The sequence below is a fragment of the Stenotrophomonas sp. YJH_SMC_133 genome (assembly GCF_059370655.1).
The window spans coordinates 195,586-210,683 of sequence record NZ_JCAFTW010000005.1; the positions used below are offsets into that span (position 1 = coordinate 195,586).

15 protein-coding genes are annotated in these 15,098 nt (G+C 67.7%); 8 read left to right on the forward strand and 7 right to left on the reverse strand.

What is annotated here, in order from left to right:
- Positions 1-13: 13 nt before the first annotated feature.
- The 7 genes from AC5P78_RS09285 to AC5P78_RS09315 all read left to right on the forward strand — a co-directional run bounded on the left by AC5P78_RS09285 (position 14) and on the right by AC5P78_RS09315 (position 6,790).
- Positions 14-346 carry a hypothetical protein gene (locus AC5P78_RS09285; RefSeq protein ID WP_005413754.1) on the forward strand — a complete coding sequence of 111 codons (333 nt, stop codon included), beginning with the start codon at positions 14-16 and terminating at the stop codon, positions 344-346.
- Between the two features lie 50 nt (positions 347-396).
- A complete protein-coding gene (locus AC5P78_RS09290; RefSeq protein ID WP_414498457.1) occupies positions 397-840 on the forward strand; it encodes a helix-turn-helix transcriptional regulator in 444 nt (147 codons plus the stop codon).
- Positions 837-1,493 (forward strand): hydrolase, encoded by a 657-nt coding sequence (locus tag AC5P78_RS09295; RefSeq protein ID WP_012480558.1) that lies wholly within the window; start codon positions 837-839, stop codon positions 1,491-1,493. The genes AC5P78_RS09290 and AC5P78_RS09295 overlap by 4 nt, the downstream gene beginning before the upstream one ends.
- Before the next feature lie 2 nt (positions 1,494-1,495).
- Positions 1,496-1,921: a DoxX family protein gene (locus AC5P78_RS09300; RefSeq protein ID WP_005413752.1), complete on the forward strand. Its 426-nt coding sequence runs from the start codon at positions 1,496-1,498 to the stop codon at positions 1,919-1,921.
- A 119-nt stretch (positions 1,922-2,040) separates the two neighbouring features.
- Positions 2,041-3,888 carry an amidohydrolase gene (locus AC5P78_RS09305; protein WP_171968963.1) on the forward strand — a complete coding sequence of 616 codons (1,848 nt, stop codon included), beginning with the start codon at positions 2,041-2,043 and terminating at the stop codon, positions 3,886-3,888.
- Positions 3,867-5,150 (forward strand): alginate export family protein, encoded by a 1,284-nt coding sequence (locus tag AC5P78_RS09310; RefSeq protein ID WP_043035223.1) that lies wholly within the window; start codon positions 3,867-3,869, stop codon positions 5,148-5,150. The genes AC5P78_RS09305 and AC5P78_RS09310 overlap by 22 nt, the downstream gene beginning before the upstream one ends.
- The gene (locus AC5P78_RS09315; protein WP_062606248.1) at positions 5,144-6,790 is read left to right on the forward strand and encodes an MFS transporter; all 1,647 of its coding nucleotides are present in this window, start codon (positions 5,144-5,146) and stop codon (positions 6,788-6,790) included. The genes AC5P78_RS09310 and AC5P78_RS09315 overlap by 7 nt, the downstream gene beginning before the upstream one ends.
- Positions 6,791-7,388: 598 nt before the next feature.
- On the opposite strand, the gene AC5P78_RS09320 is transcribed toward AC5P78_RS09315, so the two are convergent.
- Entirely contained in the window at positions 7,389-8,213 is an 825-nt protein-coding gene (locus AC5P78_RS09320; protein ID WP_242899188.1) for an alpha/beta fold hydrolase, read from the reverse strand.
- 185 nt (positions 8,214-8,398) lie between these two features.
- On the opposite strand from AC5P78_RS09320, the gene AC5P78_RS09325 reads away from it, so the two are divergent.
- Positions 8,399-8,794: a hypothetical protein gene (locus AC5P78_RS09325; protein ID WP_043035225.1), complete on the forward strand. Its 396-nt coding sequence runs from the start codon at positions 8,399-8,401 to the stop codon at positions 8,792-8,794.
- A gap of 69 nt (positions 8,795-8,863) precedes the next feature.
- On the opposite strand, the gene AC5P78_RS09330 is transcribed toward AC5P78_RS09325, so the two are convergent.
- From AC5P78_RS09330 to AC5P78_RS09355, 6 genes are all read right to left on the reverse strand, one after another.
- Positions 8,864-9,574, reverse strand: a complete 711-nt coding sequence (locus AC5P78_RS09330) for a DUF2968 domain-containing protein (protein ID WP_043035226.1) — start codon at positions 9,572-9,574, stop codon at positions 8,864-8,866.
- Between the two features lie 99 nt (positions 9,575-9,673).
- Positions 9,674-11,824, reverse strand: a complete 2,151-nt coding sequence (locus AC5P78_RS09335; protein WP_414498466.1) for a TadG family pilus assembly protein — start codon at positions 11,822-11,824, stop codon at positions 9,674-9,676.
- Positions 11,825-11,832: 8 nt separating this feature from the next.
- Entirely contained in the window at positions 11,833-12,291 is a 459-nt protein-coding gene (locus AC5P78_RS09340) for a DUF3613 domain-containing protein (RefSeq protein WP_133050441.1), read from the reverse strand.
- Positions 12,288-13,178, reverse strand: coding sequence for a tetratricopeptide repeat protein (locus AC5P78_RS09345; protein WP_414498465.1), 891 nt, complete (start codon positions 13,176-13,178; stop codon positions 12,288-12,290). The genes AC5P78_RS09340 and AC5P78_RS09345 overlap by 4 nt, the downstream gene beginning before the upstream one ends.
- Complete coding sequence (locus AC5P78_RS09350; RefSeq protein ID WP_076740130.1) at positions 13,178-14,113, reverse strand: type II secretion system F family protein; 936 nt, start codon at positions 14,111-14,113, stop codon at positions 13,178-13,180. The genes AC5P78_RS09345 and AC5P78_RS09350 overlap by 1 nt, the downstream gene beginning before the upstream one ends.
- Positions 14,114-14,141: 28 nt before the next feature.
- Positions 14,142-15,098 carry a type II secretion system F family protein gene (locus AC5P78_RS09355; RefSeq protein WP_044570423.1) on the reverse strand — a complete coding sequence of 319 codons (957 nt, stop codon included), beginning with the start codon at positions 15,096-15,098 and terminating at the stop codon, positions 14,142-14,144.

Consider the following 15,098-nt stretch of genomic DNA (forward strand, 5'->3'; position numbering starts at 1 on the left):
GTGGAGTCCGGCCATGCAGCGCCTGTTCGTGATGTTCCCCGACCGCGGGCCGGGCATCGGCCTGCTGTGGCTGCGGCTGTGCGTGGCCGCTGCATTGTGCACGCCGGGCACGCACGCGGGCTGGCTGTCGGCGCTATGCCTGCTGGCGGTGGCGATGCTTGCACTGGGCGTATTGACGCCGCTGGCGGTAGTGCCGGCAACACTGGGCCTGTATGCACAGGCACTGCCGTGGCCACTGGTGGTGTTGCCGCTGGCCTTGCTGGCGCTGGGCCCTGGCGCTTATTCACTGGATGCGCGGTTGTTCGGGCGCCGCCTGCTCGGCCGTCGGCCTCCCCCATTCGGGTAGGTGCTGGCCTCGACCGACGGGGGTAGGGCATCACGCAGGGGTCACGCACCATGGGGCATCCCTTCGCGGCGTCCCGCATGGCCACCATCCTTCCGCCTGATCCGCCCGCCGCTTCACTGGCGCCGCAGCAGGTCGCCGCATTGCAGCGTGCATTGCGCTATGTCGATGAACACCTGTCACAGCCGCTGCGGGTCACCGAACTGGCGGCCGTCGCCTGCGTCAGTCGCTTCCATCTGGTGCGCCTGTTCCGCAGCGGTACCGGCGCCAGCCCGCTGCGCTATGTACGCCGTCGCCGTATCGAACGTGCGCGCCAGCTGTTGTCGGCCCAGCACCTGCCGATGTCCTGCCTGGCGCAGCAGCTCGGCTTCTTCGACCAGAGCCATTTCGTCCGCAGCTTCCGCGCCGAGACCGGCTGCAGCCCCGGCCAGTACCTGGCCGGCGATGCAGCCCTGTTGCTTCCCACTGATCGTGTTTCCAACGGAGTTCACCCATGAGCCTTGCCACCGCCACGCCCGCCCCGGCCCTGTTGTCGCCCACCGACCATGCCCTGGTGCTGATCGACTTCCAGTCACAGATGGCATTCGCTACCCATACCATCGACATCTCCGCGCTGCGCAACAACGTGTCGTTGATCAGCAAGGGGGCCAAGGGCTTCAATGTGCCGGTGGTGCTGACCACGGTTGCAGAAGCGTCGTTCTCCGGCCCGATGTTCCCGGAACTGCCGCAGATCTTCCCAGGCCAGCCGGTGTTCGACCGCACCTCGATGAATACCTGGGAAGACCGGGCGGTGATCGACGAGATCAACCGCATCGGCAAGCGCCGCCTGGTGCTTGCCGGCCTCTGGACCAGCGTCTGCATCGTCGGGCCGGCGCTGTCGGCGCTGGCGCAGGGTTTCGAGGTCTACGTGATCACCGATGCCTGCGGCGATGTCAGCGAAGAAGCGCACGAGCGTGCGATCACCCGCATGGTGCAGGCCGGCGCGGTGCCGATGACCAGCGTGCAGTACCTGCTCGAACTGCAGCGCGACTGGGCACGCGGTGAAACCTACGACCTGACCACCGGCATTGCCCGCGACCATGCCGGCGGCTACGGCATCGGCATCCAGTACGCCAAGCGCATGTTCGGCGCGCAGGAAGGCGGGCACTGAGCATGCTGGCTGGCCATGGCCTCGACCTGGCCCTGCTGATGCTGCGCTTGGCGGCAGGAGGCTTCCTGCTGCCGCACGCACTGGGCAAGCTGTTCGGCTGGTTCGGTGGACCGGGGCTGTCCGGCTTCGCTACCGAGCTGCGCAGCTTCGGGCTGCCAGCGGTGGCACCGTTGCCGCTGTTGCTGGCCCTGCTGCAGGTGCTGTCCGGGCTGGCCGTGCTGCTGGGATGGCAGACCCGCATCGCCGCGCTTGCAGCGGCCGCCTTCATCGGTTTCACCGTCCTGTTGGCCCTGCCCAGGGGCTGGTTCTGGATGCGCGGTGGCAGTGAGTACCCGTTGATGTGGACCACGGTACTGCTGGCCATCGCGTTGGCCGGGCCCGGCACCTGGGCACTGGACGTCCATCGCCTTCCGGGAGACCTCGCATGAGTCACGATCCCCTCGATCACGGCCGCCGCAACGTGCTGCTGGCCAGCGGCGCCGCTGTTGCGCTCGGTCTGGCCGGCCGTGCCGGTGCCGAACTCGATTCCACTTCCAAGGAGCGTCGCATGAGCACGCTGGTCATCCGCAATGCCCGCATCACCACCCTCGACCCGCAGCAGCCGCATGCGCAGGCGCTGGCCGTGCAGGAAGGACGCATTGTTGCCGTCGGCAGCGACGAGGAGATCATGCGTGGCTGGGGCAATGAAGCGACCTTGATCGACGCTCAGGGCCGGCGCCTGCTGCCCGGCCTCAACGACAGCCACACCCACCTGATCCGCGGTGGCCTGAACTACAACCTGGAACTGCGCTGGGACGGCCTGCGCTCGCTGGGCGACGCCCTGGACATGCTGAAGGCCCAGGTCGACCGCACGCCCGCGCCGCAGTGGGTACGCGTGGTCGGTGGCTTCACTGCCGCGCAGTTCAACGAGAAGCGCTTGCCGACCCTGCAGGAGCTCAACGACATCGCGCCGGATACACCGGTGTTCCTGCTGCACCTGTATGACCGCGCACTCCTCAACCGTGCCGCGCTGCGCGCCTGCGGCTACACCAAGGACACGCCGGATCCGCCGGGCGGGCAGATCGTGCGTGACTCGCTGGGCAACCCGACCGGGCTGCTGCTGGCCAAGCCGAATGCGTTGATCCTGTACGCGACGCTGGCCAAGGGACCGCGCCTGCCGATCGAGTACCAGGCGAACTCGACACGCCACTTCATGCGCGAACTGAACCGGCTTGGCATCACCTCGGTGATCGACGCCGGCGGTGGCTTCCAGAACTATCCCGAGGATTACCAGGTCATCGAGCAGCTGCACCGCGATGACCAGCTGACGGTGCGCATTGCCTACAACCTGTTCACCCAGAACAAGGGCAGGGAAGTGGATGACTTCCGTGGCTGGAGCGAGATCCTGCAGCCGCGCCAGGGCGATGACCTGCTGCGCCACAACGGTGCCGGCGAGATGCTGGTGTTCTCCGCCGCCGACTTCGAACTGTTCAACGAGCCCCGCCCGGAACTGCCGCCGGAGCTTGAGCCGGAACTGCACGACGTGGTGAAGCTGCTGGTCGAGAAGCGCTGGCCGTTCCGCATCCACGCCACCTACGACGAGAGCATCACCCGCATCCTGGATGTGTACGAACAGGTCAACCGCGAGGTGCCGTTCGATGGCCTGCACTGGTTCATCGACCACGCCGAGACCATCACCCCGCGCAACATCGAACGCATCCGTGCGCTGGGTGGCGGCATTGCCGTGCAGCACCGCATGGCCTACCAGGGCGAAGCCTTCGTCGAGCGCTATGGCGTGCAGGCCGCGCGGCACACGCCGCCGGTCAAGCGCATGCTGGCCGAAGGCGTGCCGGTCGGTGCCGGTACCGACGCCACCCGCGTGGCCAGTTACAACCCGTGGGTGGCGTTGTCCTGGCTGGTGACCGGGCGCACCGTGGGTGGGCTGGCCCTGTATGGCGAGGAAAACCTGCTTGAACGCGAGCAGGCCCTGCGCCTGTGGACCCAGGGCAGCGCCTGGTTCTCCGGCGACGAGGCGGTGAAGGGCACGCTGAAAGCTGGCCAATTGGCCGACTTCATCCTGCTCTCGGCCGATTTCTTCCGCGTCGACGACGCGCAAATTGCCGACATCACCAGCCTGCTGACCGTCGTCGGCGGCCGCATCGTGCACGCCGACGGCGACTACGCCGGCCTTGCGCCGCAGCTGCCGCCGGCGATGCCGGACTGGTCGCCGGTCAACCGGTTCGGTGGCTACCACGTCGGCGGTGCGGCCACCGGGTTGGCCACCACCCATCGCCGCCATCACGGCGTGGCCTGCAGTACCCACGGTGCGCACGGGCATGCCGCGCAGCACGCGGCGCCGACCAATGACCTGACCGCGTTCTGGGGCGCGATGGGATGCTCGTGCTTCGCGTTCTGAGCCTGGCGCTGCTGGCCGTGCCATCGCTGGCGCTGGCCTGCGAGGGTGGCCACTGCACAGACGCCGGTGACGGCCAATTGCAGTGGGATGCCTCACTGCGCGTGCGTGGCCTGTACTACGACCCGACCCGGTTCGGTATTGGTGGCAGCGAAGATGGCCATGGCCTGCTGCGTGCGCTGGCCTCGGCCACCTATGTGGAGGACAGCTGGCAGGCAAAGCTGCAGCTGGGCGTGCATGCTGAGAATGGCAGGGCTGGCGGACCCGGCCGCACCGACCGCAGCGCGTTGGACGTGCAGCAGGCGTATTGGCGCTGGCAGCGCGGCGGCTTCCACCTGCAACTCGGTCGGCAGGAAGCCGGCTACGGAAGCTCACGACTGTTGTCGGTGCGCGATGGGCCGAACATCCGCCTGGCCTTCGATGGTGCGCGCCTGGGCTGGAAGGGCCGCCTCGGCACGCTTGATCTGATGGCACTGCGACCGGTGGAGAACCGGCCGGGTGCCTTTGATGATCGCGGGGAGCACGGTGCCCACCTGTGGGGTGCCTATGCCACCACGGCACGCGGGCAGGGCGCGGCGCAGTGGGATCTGTATCTGCTGGACTACCGCCGCGAAGGCGCACGCTTCGCGGCGGGTTCCGGCATCGAGCGGCGGCAGACCTTGGGTGCGCGCTGGTTCGGCCAGGCCGGTGCACTGGACTGGAACAGCGAGCTGGTGGCGCAGGGCGGTGAACTGCGCACCGCGACCGGCAACCTCGACATTCGCGCCTGGACGCTGGCTACCGATACCGGTTGGCGCTGGAACGATGTGCCGCTGCAACCGCGCCTGGGGCTGAAGGCCGACGTCGCCAGCGGCGATGGCAATCCGCGGGACGGCCGCCTGGGAACCTTCAATGCACTGTTCCCGAAATCGGCCTACTTCAGCGAGGCCAGCCTGCTGGCCCCGGCCAACCTGATGGACGTGCAGCCGACCCTGAGCCTGCGCCTGCACGACACGGTGACGACGGAGCTGGGCGTACAGATGGCCTGGAAGCATCGTCGCGCCGATGCGGTCTATACCACGCCGGCGCCGTTGGTGGCGTTGCCAGGCAGTGCCGGTGCTGCGCGCCGCATCGGTAATCAATACAAATCCGAAACCCGCTGGCAGGCCAGCGAACACTGGCAATGGCAGCTGCAGCTGGCCTGGGTCGATGCCGGTCCTGCGCTGAAGCAGGCCGGTGGCCAGGACACGCTGTTCGCCTCGATCGTTGGAGCATGGCAATGGTGAACGCAAGCGCGTCGCAACCCCCCGTACAGGCCGCAGGTGCCTGGTCCCCGCTGAAGATCCAGATGTTCCGCTCGATCTGGCTGGCGATCCTGGCCAGCAACATCGGCACCTGGGTCAATGACGTGGCGGCCGCCTGGGTCATGGCCGAACGTACCGGTTCGCCGTTGATGGTGGCGCTGGTGCAGTCGGCCACCACGGTGCCGATCGTGCTGCTGGCACTCGCCGCCGGAACGCTGGCCGACATCGTCGATCGCCGCAGGTACCTGTTGGCGACCCAGGGCTGGATGCTGCTGGTCGCGGCCGTGATGGCGGCGCTGACTGCGATGGACATGCTGACTCCGCAGCTGCTGGTACTGCTGACCTTCTGCATGGGTTGCGGTGCAGCGATGGCAATGCCGGCGCAGGCCGCAATCGTGTCCGAGCTGGTGCCGCAGCCGATGCTGGCCTCGGCGGTGGCGCTGAACTCGATCGGCATCAACATCGCCCGCTCGATCGGCCCGGCCATTGGTGGCGTGATCGTGGCGCAGCTGGGTGCGGTGTGGGCGTTCGGCTTCAATGCCATCACCTTTGCCGCGATGCTGTTCGTGGTGTGGGGCTGGAAGCGTGATCCCAAGCAATCCAGCCTGCCACCGGAAGGCTTTGGTGCAGGGCTGAAGGCGGGCCTGCGCTATGCCAGCCGCGCTGGACGCCTGCAGGCCGTGCTGATCAAGTCGGTGGGCTTCTTCTTCTTTGCTGCGGCGATGAATGCACTGCTGCCGGTGGTGGTACGCGGCCAGATGCAGGGTGGGGCGGGGCAGTACGGCATGCTGCTGGGCTGCATCGGTATCGGTGCCGTAGGTGGTGCCTTGCTGCTGCCGAAGCTGCGCGCGCAGCTGGATCGCGACCTGCTGGTGCTGCTGGCCACGCTGTCGCTGGCGCTCAGCCTGGTCGGGCTGGCGCTGACCCGCAGCTGGTACGTGCTTCCGGCTGTGATGCTGGTCAATGGCTTCGCCTGGATCACCGTGCTGTCGTCGCTGCAGATCGCCGCGCAGACGGCGGTGCCGGCATGGATACGCGCGCGTGCGCTGGCGCTGTACATCATGGTGTTCTCGGCCGGCATGGCGGCCGGTGGCCTGAGCTGGGGCGCGTTGGCACAGCGCACCTCGCCGGAGCTGGCGTTGCTGGTGGCTGCCGCAGGTGCGGTGATCGGCGGACTGCTGGTGTGGCGCGTGCGGATTGCTGGCACCGAGGATCTGAACCTGCGTCCGGCCGGGCACTGGCCCGCACCCGAGCTGTCGGTGCCGGTGTCGAACGATCGCGGCCCGGTGCTGGTCACCATCGAGTACCGCATCGACGGTGCTGAGCGTGCCGCGTTCCAGTCGCAGATGCGCGCGCTGGGTACGATCCGCCGCCGCGATGGCGCGGTGGTCTGGGGCGTGGTCGAGGACGTGGCCAGTCCAGGCATCCACCTGGAGTATTTCGTGACCCCGTCGTGGCTGGAGCACCTGCGCCAGCACGAACGCATCACCGCTGATGACAAGGCCATCCAGGAAGTATTGCGGGAGCTGCATCGCGGTGAGCGTGCACCCGTGGTGCGTCACTTCGTGGGTGGGCATGACCCGCTGCCTGCCGCCGTGCCGCATCACCACACCGACATCTGACCCGCCGGTGGTAGAGCCGGCCGCTGGCCGGCTGTGCGTGATCACGATGGATGATGGGGTTGCCGGCCAGCGGCCGGCACTACCGAAGCAGAGGCCGCCGGCCGGCTGTGCGTGATCACGATGGATGATCGGGTTGCCGGCCAGCGGCCGGCACTACCGAAGCAGAGGCGGTTGACCCGTCGGTGGTAGAGCCGGCCGCTGGCCGGCTGCGCGTGATCACGATGGTGATCGGGTTGCCGGCCAGCGGCCGGCACTACCGAAGCAGAGGCGTTTGACCCGCCGGTGGTAGAGCCGGCCGCTGGCCGGCTGTGCGTGATCACGATGGTGATCGGGTTGCCGGCCAGCGGCCGGCACTACTGAAGCAGAGGCGTTTGACCCGCCAGTGGTAGAGCCGGCCGCTGGCCGGCTGCGCGTGATCACGATGGGTGATGGGGTTGCCGGCCAGCGGCCGGCACTACCGAAGCAGAGGCGGTTGACCCGCCGGTGGTAGAGCCGGCCGCTGGCCGGCTGCGCGTGATCACGATGGTGATCGGGTTGCCGGCCAGCGGCCGGCACTACCGAAGGGGCGGCGGCGCCGTTACGGCGCCGCCGCGGTACATCAGCTGCGTGCGAACGCGAGCAGGTCGGCGTTGAACTGGTCGGCGTGGGTGACGGTCAGGCCATGCGGTGCACCGGCGTACACCTTCAGCTCGGCATCCTTGATGATCTGCGAGGACAGCTTCGCCGAGGCATCGAACGGGACGATCTGGTCGTCATCGCCGTGTACCACCAGCGCCGGCACGTCGATCTTCTTCAGGTCCTCGGTGTAGTCCACTTCCGAGAATTCGTGCACGCAGTCGTACTGGCCCTTGACGCCGCCGAGCATGCCCTGCAGCCAGAACGAATCACGCATGCCCTGGGTAACGGTATTGCCATCGCGGTTGGCACCGAAGAACGGTGTGGTCAGGTCCTTGAAGAACTGCGAGCGGTCACCGCCCGTGCCCTTGCGGATGCCGTCGAAGACGTCCAGCGGGGTACCGGCCGGATTGGCGTCGGTTTTCAGCATCAGCGGCGGCACGGCGCCGACCAGCACCACTTTTGACACGCGCGTGCTGCCGTGGCGGCCGATGTAGTGGGCCACTTCGCCGCCGCCGGTGGAATGGCCGACCAGGATCGCGTCCTTCAGGTCCAGCGCCTCGATCACCGCGGCCAGGTCATCGGCGTAGGTGTCCATGTTGTTGCCATCCCAGGTCTGGCTCGAACGGCCGTGGCTGCGACGGTCGTGGGCGATCACGCGGAAGCCGTTCTGGCCCATGAACAGCATCTGCGGGTCCCAGGCATCGGACGACAGCGGCCAGCCGTGGGCGAACACGACCGGCTGGCCGGTGCCCCAATCCTTGTAGAAGATGCGGGCGCCATCGGCGACGGTGACGTAATTGCTCATTGCGGGTTCCTTGGCGGAAGGGAGGGAAGGCACTGGCAGCGGTGCCGGTGCCTTCGGCAGTACATCGCAGTGCACATCGGACGGCTTGCACGGCTGTGCTGGATTGCCCGGACTGTGACGCGTATCGCTCTGGCATGAAGCGGCCACCGCACAGACGATGGCGGCAGCTGGTCGAGGAGCCCGCGATGCCGAGAATGCGATGCAGCCCACTGTTGTGCCTGATGCTGGTCACGGCGGTTCATGCGCAGACCAACGTCTACAAATGCGTGGACGGGCCACATCCGGTCTATCAGCAGACACCCTGCCAGGGGCATGCGGAATGGCGCTGGGAGGTGCCCGAGGAGCAGTCGCTGTCACGCGGACCGGTGCCAAAGCCGGCCGGCGCGGGCAGCGCGGTGCCGGCGCGACCGCGCACCGTGCGCTCGGGGCGGCCGCAGGCCGCGCTGATACCCATCAGCACGGACCCCAGGGCCTGTGAGCGCGCACGACAGCGCCGCGGGGAGGTGCTGGCCAAGGTCAAGCGCCTGGACTTCGTACAGCGTCGGCAGCTCGATGACGCGGTGTACGACGCGTGCCGCTGAATCCGGTAATGATGGAAACGACAACGGCGCCCAAGGGCGCCGTCGTGCGGGATTACTGTACGCTGGCCTTCAGCGCCCGTCGCTGGCGGCAGCCGGTGCCGGCGAGGGCACGCCTTCCGGCTTGGGCAGGCTCAGCTCCGGGTTGCCCTGTTCGGCCTGCAGGATCTGGATGCGGCGCTGCAGGGCATCCAGCTGGCTGTTGGTGCTCTGCACGTCGGTGCTGAGGCTGACTGCCTGCTGCTGCGCCTGCTGCAGGGCGGCGCTGACCTGGGCCGACTGCGCCTGCTGCTGTTCCATTTCCTGCTGCAGGGTGCGCAGGCGCTCCTCGTTGTAGGCCACCAGGCGCTCGGTGTAGCGCTTGCCGGCTTCCAGGCGGGTCGTATCGATGTAGACCTGCGCCAGCTGTTCCGATTGCTGGGCAAAGGTGCGGTAGACGCGCTCGGCGTTGTCGACCGCATCGGTCTTGATCACCCGCCAGAAGTTCTTCTCCTGGAACAGGGCGACGTAGTAGGTCAGGGTGTTGGCGTTGAACAGCAGGCTGGCGCCATAGTTGCCGTTGTAGGTCGTGCGCAGCTCGGTCAGCTGGCGCGAATCCATCAGCTGCTTGAGCTCGTCAACGGTGTTGCGCACCACCGGCGCGCTGCGTGCGGCCGGCTCTGCTGCTTCGCGGTCGCCACGGGCAGCCATCGCCGCAGGTGCCACCAGCATCATGGCCACGGCCAGCAGTGCCGCGCCGCGCGCGTGCCGGGCGAAGACCGCGCCCCCTGAAGTTTCTCGCATGTCTAGACCATCCACGGATGAGTGTGGGTTGAGATGAAGGTGGTTCCCCGCCGGGAGTCTAGCATGGGCGCGGGCGCCGCCAAGGGCGCCCGTCACGGGTCAGTAGACCAGCTGCGCCGCGCTGCACTGGATCGACTGCACGTTGACGTCGGTGCGGCCCAGTTCCAGGCCCAGCACGCTGGCCAGCAGGTTGGTCAGCAGGGTGCCGACGCTGTTGAGCACCGGCCGCAGGGCGGCCAGGATCGGCTTGAGCAGCGTGCACAGCAGCCCGCTGCAGCTGATGCTGCCATCGGGATTGGTGACACCTGTCCCCCCTGCACCATCGAGGAAGCCGGCCGGCGCGGTCTGGATGTACGAGGCCAGGTTGTTGCGCACGCAGCCGTTGTAGTCGATCAGGTTGCCGAGCAGGCTGTCGCAGCGGTTGATCAGCAGGCCACCGACCAGCGAGCCGAGCAGGCCATCGAGCAGGCCCAGGCCCTGGCCGGTGACGGTGGTCCTGTAGCCGGTCCACACCGAACCGTCTTCCCAGCAGGTGGTCAAGCCCAGCAGGCAGGGCTTGGGGACGCCATTCTTCACCGTCCAGTTGCCCAGCGGGGCAAGGTTGCGCGCCGGGTCGCCATCGCGCAGCAACGGAATGACCTGATCGACGTTGTAGCGCCCGCCAGTGGGAAAGGCCGCCTGCAGGTAGCGGTCGGCCAGTGCCTTGGCAGTGTCGTTGGCGCTCATGCCCTGCTTGGGTGAGCTGAGCATGCCCGACAACACGCGCAGCAGTTCATTGACCAGGTCCGACACCGCGTTGCCCACTGCAAGTGGATTGATCCGGGTCGAAGCGGTCTCGCCGGCGGCAAGGGTCAGGTTCTGCGAGCTGGTCAGGGCAGGCAGGGTGATCCTGTCATTGATCAAGGGTTGCCCGAGCAGTTTCAGCAGCTGCTCGTTCTTCAGGGTGGCGTCGCAGACATTGCTCCTGGAAAAGCGTTGCGCCGGGTCGACATTACCGACGCAGGCGCGCAGCACCGACGAGTCGACCCGGATGGTGGCCTTCTGTGGGCTGGCGCCGCATTGGATGCCAGTCAGCGTGCCCATCGCATTGGCGACATCGACATGCAGTGGCAGGTGCAGGCGCGTGCCGAGCAGGTTCAGCAACGGGCCCACCGCGAACAGGTTGTTGCTGTCCACGTCCACCATCAGCCGCACCTGCGCGTTGTACGCGCGTGTGCCGACGCCACCGATGGCGATCGAGGGCGGTTCCACCACGCCGGCCTGGATGTTGATGCCCAGCAGGTCCAGTCCCTTCACCGCAACGCCATTGCCGTCGTTGGCGATGGAGATGGCGGTACTGATCAGGTTGAGCACGTTGACCTTCGTTTCCAGCGCGCTGCCGACCGTGCCATCGGGCGAGACCACTTCGGCGAACAGACCGCCGCCACCGGACTGGCTGCCCAGCACGATGTTGAGCTTGTTGATGTCCAGCTGGGTGGCGACCAGATCGGACAGTGCACGCAGCTGTACGCCCACGGTGCTGTCGCGGCCGACCACGGTGGCGGTGGCATCGACCAGCTGTGCCAGCGAGACCTTGTTGACCGACAGCAGCCGGTTGAAGTCAGCCACGCTGAGGTTGGCGCTGACCGGGATGTTCAACGCCTTGAGCAGACCCGACGGCGTGATGTTGGCCTGGGCGAGGCCGTCATAGGACAGCACGGTGGCATTGGTCACATCCAGGCCGACCAGGCGCAGGGTCGACAACAGTACCGAGTCGCCATTGGTGCGCAGCAGCTGCGAACCGACCGCGAATACTGCAGTGGGCTCCGAACGGCGGGCTACGGCCTCCACGCTGACGGTGGGCAGGCCGGTGTTCTGGCCGAAGAACGGCAGCACGCTGCGCTGCGCGACTACCTGCACGGCATTGCGCGGGTTGCTGGCATCGACGGTGGTGACGAAGCGGTTCGACGTGCTGCGTGTGGCGCTCCAGTTGCCGCAGCGGATCTGCACGGTGCCTGCAAACCTGTTCTGGGTGACCGCGCTCTGCCGCGCTGCACTGTTGTCGCTGTTGTCAGACGTGCACAGCTCCAGCCGTTGTGCACCGGCCAGTGCAGCGAGGTCCGCGACTTTCTGTGCGTCACGCTTGGCCCAGAACAGATAGCCGATCTCTACCAGGCCCAGCATGGCGAGCAGCGCCAGCATGACCAGCATCATGGTGACCGACATGCCGCCGCGTGGGCGGCCGAAACTGAACTGGCGTGGGCGTTTCATGGCCTACCTCAGCGTCCCGATGAGGATGATCCCTTGGACTTGGCGACATCGGTTTCAAAGAAGTCCGGGATCTCGTGTTCGAAGCTCTTCATGTAGCGGGCGTAGCTCAACGTAGCCTGGTCGCCGAGGATCGGCAGGCGTTGCCCGGCCTGCTGCCCTGATGCCTGCAGGCGGAACAGGTCGCGCGTGGTGTCGCCGATCTGGCTGCGGCCGGGTCGCGCGGCTGCAGCGTTGCCGTCGGTGGTGGCGACTGCTGCAGGCGCCGCCTGCGGCACCGGTGCCGGCGGGGTCGCCAGGTCCACGGTGGCCAGTGACTCGGACTGCAGCGGCTGCGAAGCCGGCGCAGCGGGCGTGCTGCCGCCAAGCATCTGCCCGGTCAGGGGTTGCTGCTGCGCCTGCGCGCCGCCGGTCAACAGCAGGCAGGCCAGTGCAGGCAACAGGTGTCGGGTCAGGGGCATGGCGCTCATGGAGTGTTTCCGTTCGGCTGATCGGAGGTGCTGAAGCGTTCCAGCATCGAGGGCGGCAGGCGCTGCGGATCGCGCTCATCGCGGCTGTCGCGGCGTGGTTCCGCCGCCAGTCGCGTGGCGCCGGGCCGGTTGCTGCCGGCATCGCTGGCGGTAGCACGCGCAGGGGCCGGCACGACTGCGGCAGCTGCCGCGGCGGCCTGGCGCTGCTGCAGGCGGGCACGGATCTGCGCGGCCTGTTGCTGGATGCTGCGGCGGGTGTCCTCGTTGAGATTGGCCTGTCCGGCGAGGCGCTCTGCCGTGGTGGTGTCGCCACGCAGCACCGCCCACAGGGCGAGGTTGGCGGTGGCCTTGGGATTGCCTGGAGACAGCTCCAGCGCCTTGGCCAACGGTTCACGCGCCTGTTCGAACTGACCTGCACGCAGACGTGTATAGCCGAGGTCGCCCAGGTAATCGGTGTTCAATGGCTGCAGCTGCGTGGCCCGGGCCAGTGCCTCCTCGCTGCCGCCATCGTCGTCACGGCGCGCGGCGATCAGGCCCAGGCCGTGTGCGGCTGCAGCGGCCTGCGGGCCACTGGAGAGCTCGCGGTACAGGGCGATGGCAGCGTCGGCCTGGCCGGTCTCGCGCAGGGCGTCGGCCTGCAGCAGGCGCAACGCCGGCGGGTCGCCATAGCGCTGGCGGAAGGCATCGACGTGGGCCAGCGAGGCATACCAGGCACCCTGCTGCTGCATGCGCCCGATCAGTTCCAGGTAGGCATTGCGGCTGTCCTGCGGCGCCGGTTCGGGCGCGGCCAGGCTGGGCGCGCGCAGGTACTTCGGCGTGGTCGACGCACAACCACTGGCGACGGCGGCAAGGGCGAGCAACAGGCAGGAGGTGCGCAGGGCAGGCATCAGGGCGATCCCATCTTGGACATGGTGGTGGCCAGCGCGACCAGCGCCGGTCCGGCAAGAACCAGCATCAGCGCTGGCAGCAGGGTCAGCATCATCACCACGGTCATCTTCACCGAGAGCTTGCCAACCTTTTCCTTCAGGGCGTTGCGGCGCTGTTCGCGCAACCGGATGCTGAACTGCCGCAGTGGTTCCTGCACTGCGCCGCCATGCGCGTGCACCTGCAGGATCAACTGCATCAGGCTGGTCAGGTCATCATCCGCGTAGACCTCGCTCAGCCGGCGCAGGGACTGCGCGCGCGTGCGGCCATGGGTGTACGCGACGTTGGCCTCCTGCAACTCGCCGCCAAGCACCGGCAACGCGTCGCGCAGCTTGTCGCCCAGCGTCTGCAGGCTCTGGTCCATGCTGAAGCCCACGCCCTGCAGCAGGCGCAGCAGGTCGATCAGCAGGGGCAGCTCGTTGTCGACGGCGCGCCGGCGCCGCTTCACCCACGAAGAGAGGATGAACTTCGGCAGCAGCAGGCCTGCCGCGAGCGCACCGATCACAACCATCATCCTGGCCAGCCCCTGGGCGCTGCTGAACGCCAGGGCCAGCACCAGCACCAGCACGCCCAGCAGCAGGCGCAGGCCAAGATAGATGGCGGTGCCACGACGTGTGTTCCAGCCCGCCAGGTCCAGCAGCAGCCGGTCTTCATTGGCCAGCAATGCAGATTCCAGGCGGCCGCCACTGAGCGCGCGCCCGAAGCGTTCCAGCCAACCCAGCGAATCACGGCGCGCGGCCTCCGTGTCGCGCGCCTCCTCCCGCGGTTGCAGTGCGGTCTTCAAGGTTGCCGAAGTGCGCTGTTCGCGATGGCTGCGTACCCATCCGGCGATGCCCAGCAGGGCAACACCGGCGGCCAGAACCAGCAGCGACAGGGCAAACCAGGTGCTGGCACTCATCGGGCACCTCCGTGGCGGATCCGGGTGGTCATAGCGACTTGGCCAGGCGGTAGAGCAGGAACGCGCCAAACAGCTCCAGCCCCAGCGCGATCAACAGGATCTTGTGACCCAGCGGATCGTGCAGCACCGGCTGGAAGAATTCGGGGCTCGATATGGCCATCAGCACCGCGCTGGCCGGTGGCAGCAGGCCGAGCACCCAGGCTGACATGCGCGTTTCCGACGTGGTCGCGGCCAGCTCCTGCTGGGCCTGCTCCAGGTCGCGCATGAAATCGCCCATGCGCTGCAGGATCTGATCGGAGCGTCCGCCGATGCGTACGCTGACACCGATCACGACGGACAGCACCTTGAGCACATCCATCCGGTAGGGCTGTGCCGCCAGGCTCAGGGCACGGTCCAGGTCCATGCCGCTGCGCGCGTAGCGCACGGTGGTGTCCAGCAGTCCGCGCAGCGGCGCGCTGGTCTGCATCGATGCCACCTGGAAGGCAGCCTGCAGGCTGTTGCCGAGCGCGGTCAGCCGCACCAGGTTGTCGAGGAAGTCGGGCAGCTGGTGCAGCAGCTGTGCACGCAGTTTCGTGGTGCGGCGCATGACCCACAGCCAGCAGGCCAGCAGGTACAGCAGCAGGGTCAGGGGGAACATCCACGCCGTACCGAGCCTGAGCATGGCCACGACCGAAAGCACCAGTCCCGGCACCAGCACCATGATGGGCAGCTTCCAACCCGTCTGCAGGCCCGCACGTTGCAGCAGGCCGTCCAGCGGCAACACCCGGCGCCCGGCACTTGCCGGTCGCGCCGGGTCGTTGGCGGCGGCTACGGATGCCCCGGCCGGGGCTCCGCCACTGGCGCCTCCGCGAGCCAGCTGCTGCTCGGCGTGCTGCAGCGAAGCCTGGCGTTGCTCCCGGTTGCTGGCGGTGCCCCACAGCCATACCGCAAGCGCCAGCAGCACCGAGATGATGCTCAGTACACCCAGCATCAGGCCCGTGCCCAT